Here is an 18937-nt window from a genome sequence, read left to right on the forward strand (position 1 = left end):
TTACAGCGGATCATATTTTTATAGCACCGAAATACATCTTTACATCTTCCTGTTTTACGATCCGGTTTGCCATACAACACCGCCTTTGTCTCACCCCCTCATTTTTTCATTTTTGGACGGCTGAAGCCCTGAAAAGTGAAAAAAATGTCTCGTACAGGAGTAAAAAGTTTACGCTGATGATACTGATTTCTTTTCCATCCGATCTTATTCACGTCAAAAGTAAAAATCAGCACCATCAGCGTAAGTACTCCGATCACCTGCATCACAAAAATCAACCGCCTTTATATCGCTTTGCTAAACAATTGTGAATGTGGAACTTGTCTCCATAAACGTGCATCAAAAGCCATACAGATATTGCGTATAAACGGCTTCCCTGCCGGAGTTACCACTACCTTCTGAGGCAGTACCTGCACCAACCCATCCTTCTCCGGTTCCTGTAAACGCTGCAAGCCGTCTATGATAGCATCACTCTGTGTATCCGCCTTATGCCACGTGGTTTCAAAGCGACACATCAGGTCATGAATATGCTTCCGTATCAGCAGGTCTTCTTCGTTGAGGATATGACCACGTACTACCGGAAACTCACCCTTGTTCACGAGTTCCTGGTAGGCATCCACTTTCTTCTCATTTTGAACATAAGCATACCAGTTATCGCCGATGGCAGATGCACCTAAACCAACCAGCAGGGAGGTATGTGATTCGGTATACCCCATGAAGTTGCGATGTAACCTGCCCTGCTGAAAAGCACTGTGCAAAGGTTCTCCCGGCAGCGCAAAATGATCCATCCCTATCTCAGTATAACCATTACTGTCAAACAGCAACTTGCCCAGTTCATACAATTGCCGCTTCTCTTCATCTTTCGGAAGATCCGCTTCTGTATAGCGCCGCTGACCTGTTCCCTTGATCCAGGGAACGTGTGCATAACTGTAAAAAGAGATCCTGTCGGGGCGTAACCGGACAACCTTATCGATCGTATGTTGCATACTTGTCGTTGTCTGCAATGGCAAGCCATAGATCAGGTCAAAGTTGATCGACGTAAAGCCGATCTTCCTGGCGTTCTCTACTACAGATGCTACCATTCCAAATGGTTGCAAACGGTTGATGATCTCCTGCACCCGCATATCAAAATCCTGGATGCCTAAACTGATCCTGCGGAAACCAAGTTGATACAAAGATTGCAGATGCTCCGGTGTGGTATTGCCCGGATGGCCTTCAAAACTCAGGCTGGCATCCGGCAGCAACTCTGCCGTGCGATAAATACCATGCAGTAACTCCGTTAAATGAGCTGCACTGAAGAAGGTGGGTGTACCTCCGCCGAGATGTATTTCCCGGATACGTGGACGCCCGCCAAACGCATCTACATACAGCTGCCATTCCTTGAGCAACGTTTCAATATAAGGCCCCTCTACCCCGTGGTTCACTGTGATATGCTTATTGCAACCACAATAGGTACACATGCTTTCGCAGAAAGGTAAATGAATATAAAGGCTGATACCATCTTTGCCGTTCGACTCCCGGAAAGATTTTTTTAGCAACGCTTTCCACTGATCCTGATCAAAGGAGGATTCGTCCCAGTATGGAACAGTAGGGTAACTGGTGTACCGCGGTGCGGCCACGTTATATTTACTGATGAGGCTCATGATTTTGATGGTTTATGACAACAATTTTCAACAACATGTTCACTATGTGGCGTCATGGTCGGACTGATATAAGGAATGCCCAGGTTAAGACCCCGGAGGATCAGCAATACGCCCATGATGCTGATCACCACCGGTATCAGGCTGCGCATCCGGTTGCGTACTGATAACGTAACCAGGTGACTGAACCAGGTAACACCTGCCATTGCCGGCAGCGTACCTGCCCCGAAAGCGGCCATGAACAGCATTCCCTTTACTACATCGCCGGTAGCTACTGCCCCGGCAATACCCAGGTACACTAGTCCACAGGGAAGGAGTCCGTTCAGAAACCCAATGGCGTATAACGTACGGAAGCGCTGCTGCCTTAACAGTGTACCCAGCTGTGATTTTATTTTTGAGGTAAAGGCATTTGGGAGATGACCGCCTTTTGTTAACCGGATACCGGTGTACTTAAACACAACTACCACCAATAACAGGCTACCGGTAATGATGGATAGCCATTGCTGCAAGCCTCCCAGGTACAACTGCCTGCCAAGCCACCCGAAAATCAATCCGAGTATTGCGTAGGCACTGATACGCCCTGCATTGTATAACCCTATGCCGGCCATTTTGCGGGCACCCTGCAGGTGCTGCACGGGCAGGGTCAGTGCAATAGGTCCACACATGCCTATACAGTGAAAGCTGCCCAGAAATCCAAGTATAAAGGAGGCGATCATAATGTGTATATCTTTTGTAATTTTTTAAATAACTACTGGTCAGTTGATGTTTAACAGTTGTTCCTGGTAATAGGGCTGTTCATTCATCGTCCAGGTGAGCTTCACTTTATATTGCCCTTTGATAAACAGTTGCCGGTTGATCAGCTGTTGACCAGCAGGATCGGGTTGCAATGGAAGGGCGATATCCCTGCCCGAATCCGATGGCCGGTAAAAGGTCAGTTTGCCGGTAATGTGTTTGTCGTGCAGCTCAGGAGGAAGCGTGATCAGCACACCTGCCGACTGCTGGGCAATGGCTACCGGTGCGGATAACCGGTTTACATTTTCTTTGCCATCAATTACCTGCTGGTATTTCAGTTCCTCGCCGTAGTAATCAGGCGTTACCATATCTATTTTGGTACGCATGCTCTTTGTTACCAGCGTTAAAATGCCGGCGGCAAATACTACAAATACTATAATGATCTTATGTCCCCAGTTCATGTAATTATTTTTTAGAGAGATGTAAACGCTATATCCATTCTATTGCACCGGTCCTAAAAACGTGGTGCGTAATTGGCTGATCCTTTCGTTATGTTCATAAAGCCCGATATACAAAGTTGATTTGCGCTGGTGTATGGCCGATTTGGGAAGTACAATAAAGAAAGTGCCTTCTCCCTGCCCTTCCGCCTTTACATGTACCAGGGCATTGCCGATCATGGATACTACGCCTGCTTCATCTTCCAATCGCAGTTCCAGCGGAATATCTTTAGTGGTTTTATTGACCAGCTTAATACGGTACAGGTTAGAAAGGCTATCCGTTCCTCTTTCCTGGTAAAGCATACCGGCGGTGCGCATAATGGTACCACTTACCGGCTTGCGGCTGCCGAGCATAAAGCTGATGGCGGTGAGTAATACTACCAATACTGTGGAATATACTTTCAGCCGGGGAGTGAAACGAAGTTGCTGCTGGTTGGCAATCCCGTTTTCAGAGGCATACCGGATCAAGCCCTTTGGCCGGCCGGTTTGCGCCATCATGAAGTCGCAGGCATCGATACAGGCGGTACAGTTTACGCATTCCAGCTGGGTACCGTTCCGTATGTCTATCCCCGTAGGACACACCCTCACACACTGCATACAGTCGATACAATCGCCATGTGCCCTGGATTCATCTTTACGGAACTTTCCGCGCGGTTCTCCTCTTTTATAGTCGTAGGCTACCAGTATGGAGTTTTTATCCAGCAATACCCCCTGTAAACGTCCGTAAGGACACACTATCGTGCAGATCTGCTCCCGCATAAAGGCAAATACGCCATAGAAAACCCCTGAGAAAACCAGGATAGCCATAAAGCCGCCCATATGGGCCGACAACGGCTCAGTAATAATTTTGCCCAGTGCTTTGGCCCCGATGATGTAAGCCAGGAATATGTTGGCGATCAGGAATGAAAGGGCATAGAAGGCGATATGCTTGCCCGTTTTCCGGATAATTTTATTTGTGTTCCACGGCGATTGCTGCAGTATTTTCTGTGCAGCGGCATCACCTTCTATCCAATACTCGATCCGGCGGAACAATAGTTCCATGAAAATGGTTTGTGGACACATCCAGCCGCAAAAGAGCCGCCCGAAAGCCATGGTAAATACCACGATGAAAAGAATAAACGCCAGCATGGCTAATCCGAAAATGAAGAAGTCCTGCGGCCAGAAGATCGCACCAAAAAGGATAAACTTTCCCTCCACCACATTCAGCATAAACAAGGGCCTGCCATTTATGGAAATAAACGGCAGGCTGAAAAAAACACTAAAGTATAGCAGGCTTACCCAACTGCGGATATTGTACCAGCGGCCTTTTGGCTGCTTTGCAAAAATCCAGTTGCGCTTACCTTGCCTGTCAACGGTGGCTATTGTATCTCTGAATGTGCTGTCGGTCATCATGTATAGTTTAAGCCCTATTCTTTCTCTCCCTGTGGTTCTTTGGCATTAGGCGGATTGGTTCCGTGCAGTGTTTTGATAAAACATGCTACCTGCGCCAGCTGCTTCGGTGAAAAATCTTCCTGCCATGATTTCATTCCTTTATCTGCTACGCCATACTTGATCGTTTTAAATACCTCGTTCAACTTACCACCGTGCAGCCAATAGTCGTCTGTAAGGTTAGGCCCTACTACGCCCTGTCCCTGTGGTCCGTGGCAGGGGGCACAGTTAGAGATGAACATCTTTTGTCCGGCGGCAATGTCTGCTGGGTCGGTGAGCATGGTCACATTATTTTCATCGATGTTATTGGCGGCTTTTTTCAGGTATTCCTGTTTGGCGATAGCGGCTTTCTCTTCTGCTACGGCCAGCTCTTCCAGTTGACTGGGAGCAGAGTGGGAAATTTCTGTGCGCCAGAAGTAAACGATACCAAAGCATACGGTGAATACAAATCCCCATTTCCACCAGGGTGGCGTAGGGTTATTCAGTTCGTGGATGCCGTCGTAATCGTGTCCCATGTCTTCCTCTGCCTCTGCTACAGCATCTACGGTTTTGGTATTGTTAATCTTTTCCAGCCAGGATACCTTTGGCTTGCCCGGTACCACTGCTTTTGCCGGTTTACGCTTGCGTTTAATACTTACCAGGTAGCGGAGCAGGAACAACAGGCTGATCACCACCGCCAGTTCCAGGATGATCACAGAAACCAGCAGGTAAAAAGATGTTTGTGAGAGTCGTGTGAAATAAGGACTGGCATTTGAAGTTGCCTCCTGTGCCATCGCACTGCTGCTCAGCAGTGTTAGCACGATCACACCGATGGCGAGTAATACTTTACCGGCATCTTTCTTCATCTTTTCTCTGAAAATATCCATGGCGCCGAGTACGGCGTTGCCCAGGATAGCGATAGCGAGTAACAATCCTCCTGCCACTACCAGTAATACCAGGGCAACCGGATCAGAGAGTTCTGAAGGGGCCTGCGCTCCACCATCTGCAAAGGCAGGAATACTGCATAATAAACTGCCGGCAAGTAGCTGTATAAACTGTTTATTCATTGTTTTTCTTTTATAGGGGAAGCGTATCATCATTATCTAAAGGAATACGGCTGATGTGATCCACCATTTTTTTATCGGCTTTAAATGCCCATAGCGAGGCTACCACAAAAAAAGTGAAGAGCAGCAGCAGGGAGGCCATCGGGTAAACGCTGATGCCGGCTATTGATTCCAGGTAATTAATGAACTTCATGTTGTAAGATTTAAAATTCAGCTTTATCAGCTTCCACAGCAGGTTTGGGGGCAGACTTAATATCTTTTCCCATCCTTTGCAGGTAGGCTATCAATGCAATGATTTCACGGTCAGCTTTAATAGGCAGCTTATCCTTTTGCAGTGAGGCGGTAATCTCCTGTGCCTGTTTTTCCATATCAGCAATGGCCTGCTTTTCATATCCTTCTGCATAAGGCACACCCAGCTTGCGCATCACGTTGATCATGGCAGGTGTTTTACCTTTATCTACCCTTTCCTCAAACAACCACGGATAAGCGGGCATGATAGAACCGGGCGACATAGACTGCGGATCCAGCATATGGTTAAAGTGCCAGGAATCAGGATACTTGCCACCGATACGCGCCAGATCCGGACCGGTACGTTTGGATCCCCACTGGAATGGATGGTCATATACAAACTCACCGGCTTTGGAGTACTCGCCATACCGGGCTACCTCATCGCGGAAAGGACGGATCATCTGTGAGTGGCAGGTGTAGCAACCTTCTCTCAGGTAAATATCGCGGCCATGCAGTTCAAGCGGAGTATATGGTTTCACACTGCTGATGGTAGGAATGTTACTGCGGATCAGGAACGTTGGCATCATTTCCAGCAGGCCGCCAATGGCTACCACTACCAGGCTGAATACCACCAGTTGAATAGGACGGCGTTCAATCCAGTTGTGCCAATGCGCCTTGCCATGCGTTACTATCTCTTTGGGTAATGCCGGCGCTTCTGCAGCTTCGTTGGCGATAAAGGCGCCCCTGCGGATGGTTCGGCTGAGATTCACGATCATCAGTACCAGTCCGCTGATATACAAGAGGCCTCCTACGGCACGCAGCGCATACATGGGAACGATGGTGGTCACGGTTTCAAGGAACTGGTATTTCAGTTGTCCTTCTTCGGTAAACTGTTTCCACATCATACTCTGTGTGAAAGCGGCCCAATACAGCGGGATTACATAGAAGATGATACCCAGGGTACCAATCCAGAAGTGGGTATTCGCCCATTTGCGGGAATAAAGTTGTGTACCGAAGAGGCGTGGGATCATCCAGTAAAGGATACCAAAGGTGAGGAAGCCATTCCAGCCTAATGCGCCAACGTGCACGTGTGCAATGGTCCAGTCGGTATAGTGACTGATGGCATTCACATTTTTCAGCGACAGCATAGGTCCTTCAAAGGTGGCCATACCATAGCAGGTAAGCGCTACTACGAAGAACTTCAGGATGGCGTCTTCCCTTACACGGTCCCAGGCGCCACGGAGTGTAAGCAAGCCATTCAGCATACCGCCCCAGGAAGGAGCAATCAGCATAATGCTAAAGGCGGTTCCGAGTGATTGTGCCCATTCTGGTAAAGCCGTGTACAGCAGGTGATGCGGGCCGGCCCAGATATAAATAAATATCAGTGACCAGAAGTGGATGATAGACCAACGGTAGGAATACACCGGTCTGTTGGCGGCTTTCGGTACAAAGTAGTACATCAGACCCAGGTAAGGCGTGGTGAGGAAAAATGCTACGGCATTATGTCCGTACCACCACTGCACCAGTGCATCCTGTACGCCCGCATACCAGCTGTAGCTTTTGAACAGGGATAATGGGAACTCGAAAGAATTGATGATGTGCAACATGGCTATTGCTACCCATGTGCCGATATAGAACCAGATGGCTACATATAAATGGGATTCCCTTCTGCGAAGGATGGTTCCCAGCATATTAGCGCCAAACACCACCCAGATAAGGGTAATGGCAATATCAAAAGGCCATTCCAACTCGGCATATTCTTTACCGGTAGTATAACCAAGGAATAAAGTGAGTGCGCCTCCGGCGATGATTGCCTGCCAGCCCCAGAAATGTATTTTGCTCAGCACATCGCTGAACATGCGGGCTTTACACAGCCGCTGAAGGGAGTAATAAACGCCCATAAAAATACCATTGCCCACAAATGCAAAGATGACGGCGTTGGTATGCACGGGTCTTAGTCTGCCAAAAGTGATCGGCGCAAAACCCATGTTAAGACCGGGAATCACCAGCTCCAGTGCAGCCCAGAGACCGGCCAGCATGCCTATCAGCCCCCAGAACATACAAGCGTAGGCAAACCATTTTACCGTGCGGTTGTCGTAATAAAATTTTTCGAGTGACATAGTGGTATTTAAAGGTGTTGATAAATGCGTTTATTCGTTAACGTTATCTTTCTTTTCTTCAAAGAGAATCCGGTGTGCAGGAGAAAAATCATCTTCAAACTGCCCTGTCTTTACCGACCATATAAAGGCCGCCAGAAAGCCCATGGCAACCAGTAAACTCACGCCCAATAAGATGATGATAACGCTCATGGCTGTATTATTTAATGAGAATAAATCTTGCGGTTTCCAATGCCTGTAACGCGTGTATTTCGTTGGCGCCAAAAGAAAAAACATCCCCGGTTTCCAGGATGGTGACTTCTTCATTCAACATGAATGCAATCCTGCCTTCCAGTATCAATATCATCGCATTAGCCGACGACGTATGCGGTGGAATCTGATGGCCCTGCTGCATAATGAGCAGTGTGGCATCAAAGCGTTTCGTTTTCAGTATAGGACAACTCTTCACTTTTTCATTCCCTGCTATCTGCATTACGTTCGTTCCTTTCATTCGTTGTTTGTTATGATGTAATACAATGCTTTCGTTCCGGCATGCCTCACCCGTTACGTGTAAACAGTCTCTTTTTTTGACTGTTTACACGCCCATTTCGTCCGGGTTTATTTGAGGTGCAGCTTAGATTTACAAAGGTGTGTATCGTATGTTAGCAAAGGTAACAGCAGTGCACCGTCGCTACAATGACTTTACTCAATCAGGAATATGACTTTTATCATTCATTTGCCGTAATGCTTTGTGGTAAAGTCTTTTACCCATCCATTCACTACAGCTGTAAGTGATCAGGATAATACTGATAGAACTGGCGGGCATTAATATGGCGGCTACCAACGGAGACAGTATCCCCTGCACCGCGAAGTAAAGCCCGGTAATATTATATAGCAGCGATAACACAAAGCTGATGAGGATGATCTGTTTATTTGATTTACATAACTGTATGAAGGAGAGCAGCAATGGCAACTGTTTTGCCTCCATGATACCGTCGCTGGCGGGGGTAAAATTGTTGCTGTCTTCCGTGAGTGAAATACCGATATCGCTTTGTTTCAACGCGCCGGCATCATTTAGTCCGTCCCCTATCATCATTACCCTTTCTCCTTTTTTTTGAAGGGAGATGATATAAGCGAGTTTATCGGCTGGTTGCTGTTCGAACAGCAGTGTGGCGTTGTTGCCCATCAGCTGACGCAATGGCCTGATAGTATGATTGTTATCGCCTGAAAGTACGGACAGTGGATAATGTTCCTGCAGCTGTTGCATCAGTAAACGTAAGCCGCTCCGGTAGCTGTTGCGGATGGTAAATAACCCGGTCAGCTTTTCGTTGATTGATACATATACCACGCTTCCTTCCGGTTCATTTTTGCGGTGTGCGCCGGTAAATTCAGCACTACCCAGCCGGATAAAAAAGCCCTCTACCCATCCGCATACGCCCTTGCCGGGAAATTGCTGGAAGTCGTGCACATGGCGGGATGCAGGCGTGCCGCAATATTGCACAATCGCGTTGCTTAGAGGATGCGTGGATTGCGCCGCCAGTGTTGCGATTAATACCTCTTGACCGGGTGTCAGCGAAGTACCGTAGTAAATAACGGAACTACCTGTTTTCCCTGTGAGGGTACCGGTTTTGTCAAATACTATGTGCGTGGTATTGGCCATATTTTCTATCGCCTGTGCATTCCGCAGATACAGCTGATGCCGGCTGAGAATTCTCAGGATATGTCCGTTGGTAAAAGACGACGCCAGTAATAAAGCGCAAGGACAGGCGATAATCAGGATGGCGGTGACGGCCGGGAAGATGCGCGCCGGTTCATGTGTCCACCAGTAAATGGTGGTGAGTGCGGCAATGAGTAATACTGCCCAGGTAAAATAACGACTCAGCAGGTGAACAAAAGACACCGATTTTTCTTCCCGGTTTTTCAGTTCATCCCGGTTCCATAAACTGGTCAGATAACTTTGCGCTACTTCCTTGATGGTCAATATTTCAAGATTGCCGTCCAGTTGCCGTCCACCGGCATAAATCAATTCTCCGATCGCTTTGCTCACCGGTGCGGATTCCCCGGTCACGAAGCTATAATCTATCAGTGCTTTTCCCCGTACAATAATACCATCTGCCGGGATGAGTTCACTGTTATGGATGCGGATGGTGTCGCCGGTTTTTATGTCCGGCAGCATAGTTGGTATTTCTTTCTCCTCTTTTATAACGCTCACGGCTATAGGAAAATAAGCCGTATAATCCCTGTCAAAGGAAAGCCCCTGGTAGGTTTTATCCTGTAATACCCTTCCGATCAGCATAAAGAATACGATGCCGGTCATGGAATCGAAGTATCCTGGTTGTCCGTTTACAACTTCCACCATGCTGCGGGCAAAAGTGACGAGAATGGCCAGTACAATGGGTACGTCGATATTGAGGAAGCCGTGTTTTAAACCGCTCCAGGCCGACTTATAAAACGCCTGTGCGCTGTAGAAAAGCACGGGCAGCGCCAGTACGAGGTTCATATACCGGAACAGGCGATTAAAAGTGTCGTCCAGTCCACCTGCGCTGTCGAAATAATCCGGGAAACTCAGCAGCATGATATTGCCAAAGCAAAAGCCGGCTACGCCAAGTTGGTAGATCAGCTGCCGGTTAACAACCGGCTTTTTATGTTGCAGGTCCTGCAGGCTGATATACGGCTCATAGCCAATAGCTGTGAGCACTTCCGCGATCTTCCTCAGGGATGTTTCCTGGTGCGAGTAAATGATAAGAACTTCTTTTTTGCTGAAATTAACGGTCACGCGTTGTACGCCTTTTTCCAGCTTATGAAGATTTTCCAGCAGCCACAAGCAGGAGCTGCAATGGATCTGCGGAATATAGAAAGTTACATGGGTTTGTACATCATCCCGGAAGAGATAGAGTTGCTGTGCAATTTTCTCCTCTTCCAGGAAAGCAAATTTATCGCTCCGTACTGCTACACGCTGATTGATGCCGGGTTTACTGTTAAGGTCATAATATTCGCAGAGGTCGTACTGGTTCAGTATTTCATACACCATCTTACAACCTTGGCAACAGAATATTTTATCCTGGAGGGTAATGTCTTTATCAGTACAGTTTTCACCGCAGTGAAAGCAGGTGGTTTGGGTATCAGTATGCGAAGAAACAGCCATCAGTCTATAATTACGTTATTAATTTCATGTTCCGTGACAACGATCGTATGGCCGGGAATGGCCGCAGGATAAAGGATATTCTGTTCTACGTATATCCATTGCTGTAAAAGCTGTTCGGTTACGAATATATCGCTGACACATAGTTTATAGGCGGCGCTCCAATGCTCCTGCAGCTGGTAGTTGCCGGAAATCTGGCGGATTTTCTGCAATAGCAGCAATACTTTCTCAAAGGATTGCTGGATGCTCTGGTAAACGGTGCTGGGTATACTTTTTTGTTCTTTGTTCAGCGCACATGCATTGCGTATTACGGGGAATAACACGGAGGTCTCCTTACGGATCAGTTGCGCTGTTTCGGCTTGTAATCTGCCAAACAGCAGTTGCTGCAGATCCGCAGCAGATGGTGCACTGCGATCTTCCTGTCTTTCCAGGTTAAAGTAAGTCATTACTTGTTCCGTCTGATGGTTAATAGGAAGGTGGAATTTATTTGCAATGACATTGCACAGGTTACCGGGTGTTAATTCATGGAAATTGATGATGGAGTAAGACAGCATGAGCGCGTATTTTGAACTATTGCAAAAGTACCGGTAGCGCTACAGGGGGGCAATGATATGCGTCAAGGCAGAATATGATATTTGTCAGGAATACGGCAGGAGGCCTTTTCACTGGCATGAGGTAAGCAACAAACAGCAATAAAGTCAGAAAATCCCGGGAGGTGTTCTCTTAGTCCTGCAGATTTGCAGTCCTGATAATTTCCGTCATATCGAGCAAGCGGATTTTTTTGCCTTCCAGTTCTATCATTCCATCTTTCTTAAATTCAGAAAGCAGTCTGATGGCGGATTCTGTGGCAGTACCTACCAGGTTGGCTATTTCTTCGCGGGAGAGGCGAACGCTGAGGGTATGGCCGTCTTCTTCCAGGCCATAGGTTTCTTTGATAAAGAGCAGGGTTTCTGCGAGTCTTTCCCTTACCGGCTTTTGTGCCAGATGGGTAATTTTGAGTTCGGCTTTACGCAGTTCACTTGATAAGATGCGCATCATTTCAAAAGAAAGGGAGGCATCTTTCTGTAGAATACTGAGGAACAAGTCTTTAGGTATAAAACAGATCGAGGAATCTTCGAGGGCCATGGCGGTGGCGGTATATCTTTCGTTGCTCAGCAGTGCTTTGTAACCCATGATATCGCCGGCTTTGATGAGGCGTACAATCTGTTCTCTTCCGTCGTCGCCGCTGTGCGACAGCTTTATTTTGCCATCGTTTACGCAGTATACGCCGAACGGATAAGCGCCTTCATGGAAGATCACCTGTCCTTTCCTGTACACAGAGCATACTTTGGCCTCTGCAATCTGTTCAAGATTACATTGTTCTGCCTTGCAGAATACAGATGAGAAGCGATCCTTGCAATGTTGACATGAAGGATTGTGGAACGGTGTAGCCATAATCAATTTGCAAAAGTACTAATTTACGGCTCCTTAACCAAAGCAAAAGCAAGAGTGGCACTTAAATATTATATTATTTATAAACCATATGAGGTATTAACAAGGTTTACTCCGGAAGGTAACAAGGCCTGCCTCGCAGATTATTTTAAAGTGCCATCGGATGTATACCCGGTAGGGCGGCTCGATTATGATAGTGAAGGCTTGCTGATCCTTACCAACGACAAAGCGCTGAATCAACAGCTGTTGTTACCAAAAAATGCGCATGAGCGGGAATACTGGGTGCAGGTAGATGGGGCGGTAACAGCTGAGGCGGTGGAGCAATTGCAGGCAGGTGTGCAGATCAATGTAGACGGCCAGCTATATCGTACAAAACGTTGCAGGGCCACCATCTTTACAGAAGAGCCGGTGCTACCTCCGCGAAATCCGCCTATCCGTTTCCGCAAAAGCATCCCGGCTCCGTGGATCAGCATGGTATTGCAGGAAGGCAAAAACAGGCAGGTAAGAAGAATGACTGCTGCGGTTGGCTTCCCTACGTTGAGGCTTGTCCGTTATCGTATGGAAGAGATCACGATAGCCGGTATGCAACCCGGTGAAATGCAGGAACTAAGCAGGGAAGAGATTTACAGCAGGTTAAAACTCAGGAAGTAAAGGGGCGTTATTTTTCCGGAAGATGAATACTGTCTGGCACACACGAATTGCGGCAATCTCCGGATCATGGCTTGATGATGCCAGGCGGCTGTTTTCAGGATCAGCAGTATGAAAAGATACGGCTATGGAGATGGTGTACAGCCGTGTAAGCCGCTGGCAGCAAGCGGCTCCCGTTTCCGGCCATCCGTTTTTGCTTTAAGCTTTATGCTTTCAGCTTTTTTAACTAGGTTTGTCACCTACAAATTTCTATTATGCTGAAATCAATGACCGGCTTCGGAAGGGCAGAAAGCGCAAGAGGCGAGACTAGTATCGTAGTGGAGATCAAATCGCTGAATGGAAAGCAGTTTGAAGTGAATCTGAAGTTTTCTCCTTTGTTAAGACCCTATGAATTCGACATCCGTGCGCTTATGCAGCAAACGTTGCAACGCGGTACCCTGGATGCGACCATCAATATCCGTCAGAACGGCGCCACCCGCCCGGTCGTGATCAATACAGACCTTGCAAAATATTATTACCAGTCTATCACCATGCTGGCTAACCAGCTGGAACTGCCTCAGGGCGATATGCTCAACGTGCTGATGAAATTACCGGAAGTGGTAAGTCCGGCTACAGAGCAAATGACAGAAGAAGAATGGAAAGATGTGGAAGATACCCTGCGTCAGGCACTGACCGACCTGGATACCCATCGCCAGGATGAAGGACTGATGCTGGAAGCAGATCTGCAAACCCGCATAGATAACATCGACGCCTATATGCAAAAGGTACGCGAACTGGATCCGCTCCGTAAAGACCGTATCCGTCAGCGTCTGGAAGGCTTACTGGCAGAACATGTTGGAAAAGAAAACGTAGATAGCAACCGCCTGGAACAGGAGTTGATCTTCTATCTGGAAAAACTGGATATCTCTGAAGAACTCTCCCGTCTCGAAAACCACCTGCGCTATTTCAAGGAAATCCTGAAGGATGCAGATTCCGCTAAAGGAAAGAAACTGGGATTTGTATTACAGGAAATTGGTCGCGAAATCAATACCACCGGCTCCAAAGCCAACGACGCCGGTATACAGCAGTGGGTAGTGCTGATGAAAGATGAACTGGAAAAAGCCAAAGAACAAGTATTAAACGTTTTATAGTAAGGCGAATACCGTATGAACAGACTTTTCCTGGCTACAGCAGGTTTATTATTACTGGCTGCTGCCTGCAAGCCACCTAAAATGGACACTTACGAGAAAAACCTGGAAGTTCCCGGGCATGAGTGGACATATGACTATAAACCATCTTTTGAAGTAAAAATACAACCGGAAGATACTGCGTACCTTTACAATATCTGTGTAAATATCAGGCATACCGATGCTTATCCTTACAGTAACATCTGGGTATTGGTAGGTACACAGTATCCCGGCGACAGCATACCGAAGGAACAACGTGTAGAGCTACCCCTGGCTGATGTAACCGGTAAATGGAACGGTTCCGGCCTGGATGATATCTATGAACACCGGATCTTCATCCAGCAAAATGCGATCTTTAATAAACCAGGTACCTACAAGTTTACCTTCGAACAAAATATGCGGCAAAATCCGCTTCCCCATGTAATGAATGTTGGCTTGCGGATTGAGAAAGCCGGCACAAGGCCATGATGAAAAGAATTTTCAATAAAATGCAGGAAGGAAAATCCGTTTCCTTCGTCTATTTTTTAGTAATGGCATATACGATTGCCGCACTGGTTTGGTGGGGCATTCTACTGTTCAGACAAAGTGAGCAGATCCGGAGATTTGAACAACAAAACCTTTCCCTGCGGGTAGATAGTCTCGCACAACCGGTAGAACATCAGTTGCAACTGCAACGGATCAATAAAGAAGAGCACATGCGCTCCTTCAAATACCTGGGCGAAGGCATTATCTTCCTGGGAATTATTCTACTCGGCGCACTCTTTGTATATAGAGCCGTATGGAAGTATATGAAACTCAGCAGGCAGCAACAAAATTTTATGATGGCCGTCACACATGAACTGAAATCACCCATCGCTGCCGCCAAGCTAAACCTTGAAACCATCCGAAAACACCGGCTGGATGAGGAAAAGCAACTGAAACTCATTAATAATACCATCCGTGAAACCAATCGCCTCGATCAGCTATGTAACAATATCCTGCTCGCCGCGCAACTGGAAACACATAAATACCAGGTGTTTAAAGAGCCCCTGGACTTTTCAGCGCTGGTGGAAAACAGTATCAAAGACCTCGATGGCCGCATTGGTACCCACCAGATCATACCGGATATTTTACCCCATGTGTGGATGGAGGGCGATAAACTAACCCTGCAGATTGTACTGAGCAACCTCGTAGAGAATGCCGCCAAATACGCACCCAAGAACACCACCATTTACGTAAATCTGTTTGAGAAAAACAAACAGCTCATATTACAGGTGATCGACGAAGGTCCGGGGATTCCGGAAGAAGAGAAAAGCAGGATCTTCCTGAAATTTTATCGCGTGGGTAACGAAAACACCCGTAAAGCAAAAGGCTCCGGCCTGGGCCTGTTCCTCACAGCAAAGATCGTGGAACAACACGAAGGTAGCATCGAAGTAAAGGACAACGAACCCGCCGGCAGCTGTTTTGAAATATCCTGGCTGCAATATTCCGTGCAAACAGCGTAAATTAGATGACGGATTGATGAATACCGGAAATCCGGATTCGATGTAAAATCAAACAATAACACATGAAGGAAGCGACAAAGGCATCAATACTGCTGGTGGAGGACGAAGAAAATCTCCAGGAAGCGCTGAAGCTGAACCTGGAGCTGGAGGGTTACGAAGTTACTGCAGTGGACAACGGCACTGCTGCGCTGAAAGCAGTCAAAAACGAATATTTCGATCTCATTATACTGGACATCATGCTGCCTGAAATGGATGGTATCGCCGTTTGCGAAAACATCCGTATTCAGAATAATGAAATCCCCATCCTTTTCCTGAGCGCCAAAAATAGCAGCGCCGACCGCGTACTGGGACTCAAAAAAGGAGGCGATGACTACATGACCAAGCCCTTCAACCTGGAAGAACTCCTGCTGAGGGTAGAAAAACTCATTGTCAAAAACAAGAAAATCCAGGATAAAGACAGCGTTCCAAACGTATACCGTTTTGGCGACAACGTCATCGATTTCGCCGCACAGGAATGCGTAGGCAAAGACGGTAAACACTATGAACTCAGCAAGAAAGAAGCAATGCTGCTGAAACTCCTCATCGAAAACAAAGGAGAAGTAGTAACCCGTGAAAAAATATTGCAGGTGGTATGGGGCTACAACGTATATCCCACTACGAGAACCATCGATAACTTTATCCTCAATTTCCGCAAGTACTTCGAAGAAGATAGCCGGAATTCCCGCTATTTCCACTCTGTAAGAGGCGTGGGATATAAATTTACCGAGGCATAACCCCCGGCAACTCATTTCTTTAGTAAATATGGCAGTATACTTATCTACTGCTATATTTACTGAGGTTAAATGCTAATAGCACTCAGCCACTTTTCACCTCATTCTCCCCAGTTTCCCCCAAAATCCGACCTCATAGTAAATCCCACTTTATATTGGGCATTAATTAGCCGATATTTATTTTGCTTATAAAGAGAAGAGAAGAAGTATACTTCCTATAAACCTAATTAGTGGCACATTATACTGATATTGTCTTTGCTGCGGATTGGCCCTTCTGGCTGTTTTTTTTGTTAAGTCTCGTTACCCTAATAGTATTTTTTACCCTGCGGGAAAGAAAAATCAGGAGAGCCTCAGCGAAAGAGATAACCAAGAACCATGCGTTGATTAACCTGGAACTCCATGCTTTCCAGGCGCAGATGGACCCGCATTTCATTTTTAATAGCCTCAATGCTATTCACCATTATATCCTTACTACCAGTACGGACATGGCATCCCTTTACCTTACCCGCTTCTCCCGCCTCATGCGCCTCATGATCGGCAACTTCAACAAAGAATGGATATCCCTCCAGGATGAACTGGATGCCCTAGAACTCTATATTCAACTCGAACAACTCCGCTTCGATGAACAATTCAGCTATAAACTGAACGTATTACCGGATGTAAACAAACAATTCACCCTCATTCCTCCCCTGATTATCCAGCCCTATGTGCAATATGCCATATGGCACCGCCTTTTGCTAAGGCCCGAAAAATCAGGAGGAGAACTCCAGATCACCATCTGCAGGGAAAAAGATCGTCTTTGTATTCAGCTGGAAGACAACGGTATCCTGATCACCGAAATGCTCGACAGTACCGGCGAAAGACAAGCCTCCGGGATAGATATCGCCTCGGAAAGGCTTTATATGATGAGTGAAAAATACCATATGCATGCCAGCATAAAAGCGTTGCAAATGTATAACGAGCAACGGGCGCCAACCGGCAACCGCCTCATTATCAGTATGCAACATATCGCTGCCCGCCAGTCCCTGGCCGGATAGCCTTTAATTGGAAATATGCCGTAAAATGCTTAATTTCTACATGGCTAAGTTGACGCAAAGAACCATATTTATCTTCCCATAAATCTGACGAGACCTACATAATCTGACCAAATGCGTACCATTATCGTGGACGACGAGAAACACAGTCGGGATGCACTGCTCATGATGCTCGGGCGGTACTGTCCCCATGTTGTCGTGGAAGCTGTTTGTGGCAGCGGCGAAGATGCCATCACTGCTATTCACACCCTTCATCCCGAACTGATTTTCCTGGACATTGAAATGCCGGGAATGGATGGGTTCCAGGTACTCGAAGCCTGTCAGGATTGCTCATTTGCCGTTATTTTCATTACCGCTTACGATCAGTACGCCCTCCAGGCTATCCACCATAGCGCACTGGATTACCTGCTCAAACCCATTGATATCCAGGAACTGAAAGGCGCCGTAGAAAAAGCCGGCTCTCAGTCAACAACCATCACCGCCAAAAAAGTGGATAACCTGCTGCTATTCCTGCAGCAACACCTGAACCAGGATGAAAGACTTGCATTGCCCACTGCCGATGGCCTCCGGATGGTGACGGCTAAAAATATTATCTATTGCAAATGCGTAGGAAGCCAGACAAGGCTGCATTTACAGGAGCCGGAGAAACCGGTAATGGTGTGCAGAACTCTCCTCGAAATGGAGCTATGGCTCGCCGATAAAGGTTTTTTCCGGGTGCATAACAGCTTCCTGATCAACCTGTCGTTTATGGAGAAATACATTAAGGGAGACGGTGGCGAAATAATTATGTGCGATGGCTACAGCGTGCCGGTGGCAAGAGATAAAAAACACGATTTCCTGCTGCGTATCGAAAGATTATAACCGTTTGATATAATTACAACTGATCCAGCCGTTCTTACCATCCGCCAGTTCAATCTTGCAGAAGTCGTGCGTAGCATCCGTAATATGTACTTTCATGCCCTCTCCTACTTCAAACGCATCCCGGCTGTTTTCGTCCGGAGAAGTCTTGGCCTTGATGTTACTGTTCATCACAATGCCCGCTTCATGGTTATTCGCCCCCAGGTAAGTATCTACAGACATCAGCAGGTATAAAGCGCATAACACCCCAATCACATAATTACCCCAGCGTAAAAATTTATTCTTCCACCCCGGGAGATAAGTGTTGAGCATAATGCCGGTAATCAGCAGCCAGAAAAGTACGACAGTACCTATTGCCCAGCCGTTGGCTTTATGAAGATGTTGTAATTGCAGCCACCACTGCTGAAAAAATACCATCGGCAATTCTTCTACAAAACCATTTACTTTCTGATTGGCAATCGCCAGGTTATGTTTCACTGCACCATCGTTGGGTGATAGTTGCAGTGCTTTCTCATAGCAGTAGATCGCTTGCCCGGTTTTGCCTGCCTTGTACCAGGCGTTGCCGGCGTTAAAGTAAAGTGCTTTCTGAGTGTGGCCTTCGTCCAGCAGTTGCTGGTAAACCCGGGCCGCTTCTGTATACTTGCTCTGGTTAAACAGTTTGTTTGCTTCTTCAAACCGCTGCTGCTGATTGGTGGCAGCCTGACTTACCGTAAAGGAAAGCAGGCATATCAGCGTCAATAAAA

Annotated in this window: 20 protein-coding genes; 7 read left to right on the top strand and 13 right to left on the bottom strand. The window is 47.0% G+C overall.

All coding sequences use genetic code 11. The features are described from left to right. Nucleotides 1–281: 281 nt before the first annotated feature. The 12 genes from hemN to BMW79_RS03600 all read right to left on the bottom strand — a co-directional run bounded on the left by hemN (nt 282) and on the right by BMW79_RS03600 (nt 12120). Nucleotides 282–1640 (bottom strand): oxygen-independent coproporphyrinogen III oxidase, encoded by a 1359-nt coding sequence (gene hemN, locus BMW79_RS03545; protein ID WP_177192026.1) that lies wholly within the window; start codon nt 1638–1640, stop codon nt 282–284. Beyond that, on the bottom strand, nt 1637–2353 hold the full coding sequence (locus tag BMW79_RS03550; protein ID WP_089890651.1) for a sulfite exporter TauE/SafE family protein: 717 nt from the start codon (nt 2351–2353) through the stop codon (nt 1637–1639). The genes hemN and BMW79_RS03550 overlap by 4 nt, the downstream gene beginning before the upstream one ends. Before the next feature lie 39 nt (nt 2354–2392). Continuing rightward, the gene (locus tag BMW79_RS03555) at nt 2393–2830 is read right to left on the bottom strand and encodes a FixH family protein (protein WP_089890653.1); all 438 of its coding nucleotides are present in this window, start codon (nt 2828–2830) and stop codon (nt 2393–2395) included. Between the two features lie 39 nt (nt 2831–2869). Then, nucleotides 2870–4255, bottom strand: a complete 1386-nt coding sequence (ccoG, locus tag BMW79_RS03560; protein ID WP_245752367.1) for a cytochrome c oxidase accessory protein CcoG — start codon at nt 4253–4255, stop codon at nt 2870–2872. A gap of 17 nt (nt 4256–4272) precedes the next feature. Continuing rightward, nucleotides 4273–5340 (bottom strand): cbb3-type cytochrome c oxidase N-terminal domain-containing protein, encoded by a 1068-nt coding sequence (locus BMW79_RS03565; protein ID WP_177192027.1) that lies wholly within the window; start codon nt 5338–5340, stop codon nt 4273–4275. 10 nt (nt 5341–5350) lie between these two features. Further along, complete coding sequence (locus BMW79_RS03570; protein ID WP_089890660.1) at nt 5351–5530, bottom strand: CcoQ/FixQ family Cbb3-type cytochrome c oxidase assembly chaperone; 180 nt, start codon at nt 5528–5530, stop codon at nt 5351–5353. Nucleotides 5531–5540: 10 nt separating this feature from the next. Beyond that, nucleotides 5541–7685 (bottom strand): cytochrome-c oxidase, cbb3-type subunit I, encoded by a 2145-nt coding sequence (ccoN, locus tag BMW79_RS03575; RefSeq protein WP_089890662.1) that lies wholly within the window; start codon nt 7683–7685, stop codon nt 5541–5543. 30 nt (nt 7686–7715) lie between these two features. Beyond that, on the bottom strand, nt 7716–7874 hold the full coding sequence (ccoS, locus tag BMW79_RS03580; RefSeq protein WP_089890666.1) for a cbb3-type cytochrome oxidase assembly protein CcoS: 159 nt from the start codon (nt 7872–7874) through the stop codon (nt 7716–7718). Between the two features lie 7 nt (nt 7875–7881). Further along, entirely contained in the window at nt 7882–8172 is a 291-nt protein-coding gene (locus BMW79_RS03585; RefSeq protein ID WP_089890670.1) for a cupin domain-containing protein, read from the bottom strand. Between the two features lie 195 nt (nt 8173–8367). Beyond that, nucleotides 8368–10806, bottom strand: coding sequence for a heavy metal translocating P-type ATPase (locus tag BMW79_RS03590; RefSeq protein WP_089890672.1), 2439 nt, complete (start codon nt 10804–10806; stop codon nt 8368–8370). After that, the gene (locus BMW79_RS03595; protein ID WP_089890674.1) at nt 10806–11357 is read right to left on the bottom strand and encodes a hypothetical protein; all 552 of its coding nucleotides are present in this window, start codon (nt 11355–11357) and stop codon (nt 10806–10808) included. The genes BMW79_RS03590 and BMW79_RS03595 overlap by 1 nt, the downstream gene beginning before the upstream one ends. 169 nt (nt 11358–11526) lie before the next feature. Next, nucleotides 11527–12120: a Crp/Fnr family transcriptional regulator gene (locus BMW79_RS03600; protein WP_245752368.1), complete on the bottom strand. Its 594-nt coding sequence runs from the start codon at nt 12118–12120 to the stop codon at nt 11527–11529. A 171-nt stretch (nt 12121–12291) separates the two neighbouring features. On the opposite strand from BMW79_RS03600, the gene BMW79_RS03605 reads away from it, so the two are divergent. The 7 genes from BMW79_RS03605 to BMW79_RS03635 all read left to right on the top strand — a co-directional run bounded on the left by BMW79_RS03605 (nt 12292) and on the right by BMW79_RS03635 (nt 18197). After that, nucleotides 12292–12885 carry a pseudouridine synthase gene (locus BMW79_RS03605; RefSeq protein ID WP_089890684.1) on the top strand — a complete coding sequence of 198 codons (594 nt, stop codon included), beginning with the start codon at nt 12292–12294 and terminating at the stop codon, nt 12883–12885. Nucleotides 12886–13136: 251 nt separating this feature from the next. Then, on the top strand, nt 13137–14012 hold the full coding sequence (locus tag BMW79_RS03610; protein ID WP_089890690.1) for a YicC/YloC family endoribonuclease: 876 nt from the start codon (nt 13137–13139) through the stop codon (nt 14010–14012). A 15-nt stretch (nt 14013–14027) separates the two neighbouring features. Beyond that, on the top strand, nt 14028–14516 hold the full coding sequence (locus BMW79_RS03615; protein WP_089890692.1) for a gliding motility lipoprotein GldH: 489 nt from the start codon (nt 14028–14030) through the stop codon (nt 14514–14516). Beyond that, nucleotides 14513–15532, top strand: coding sequence for a sensor histidine kinase (locus BMW79_RS03620; protein WP_089890694.1), 1020 nt, complete (start codon nt 14513–14515; stop codon nt 15530–15532). Before BMW79_RS03615 ends, BMW79_RS03620 begins: the two co-directional genes overlap by 4 nt. A 62-nt stretch (nt 15533–15594) precedes the next feature. Continuing rightward, entirely contained in the window at nt 15595–16305 is a 711-nt protein-coding gene (locus BMW79_RS03625) for a response regulator transcription factor (RefSeq protein WP_079471554.1), read from the top strand. A 227-nt stretch (nt 16306–16532) separates the two neighbouring features. Beyond that, on the top strand, nt 16533–17339 hold the full coding sequence (locus tag BMW79_RS03630; RefSeq protein ID WP_089890697.1) for a sensor histidine kinase: 807 nt from the start codon (nt 16533–16535) through the stop codon (nt 17337–17339). Between the two features lie 111 nt (nt 17340–17450). Continuing rightward, the gene (locus tag BMW79_RS03635; RefSeq protein WP_089890701.1) at nt 17451–18197 is read left to right on the top strand and encodes a LytR/AlgR family response regulator transcription factor; all 747 of its coding nucleotides are present in this window, start codon (nt 17451–17453) and stop codon (nt 18195–18197) included. On the opposite strand, the gene BMW79_RS03640 is transcribed toward BMW79_RS03635, so the two are convergent. Next, nucleotides 18192–18932, bottom strand: a complete 741-nt coding sequence (locus BMW79_RS03640; RefSeq protein ID WP_177192028.1) for a tetratricopeptide repeat protein — start codon at nt 18930–18932, stop codon at nt 18192–18194. The genes BMW79_RS03635 and BMW79_RS03640 overlap by 6 nt on opposite strands. Between the last annotated feature and the right edge of the window lie 5 nt (nt 18933–18937).

This window comes from Chitinophaga arvensicola (genome assembly GCF_900110835.1).
GTDB lineage: Bacteria > Bacteroidota > Bacteroidia > Chitinophagales > Chitinophagaceae > Chitinophaga > Chitinophaga arvensicola.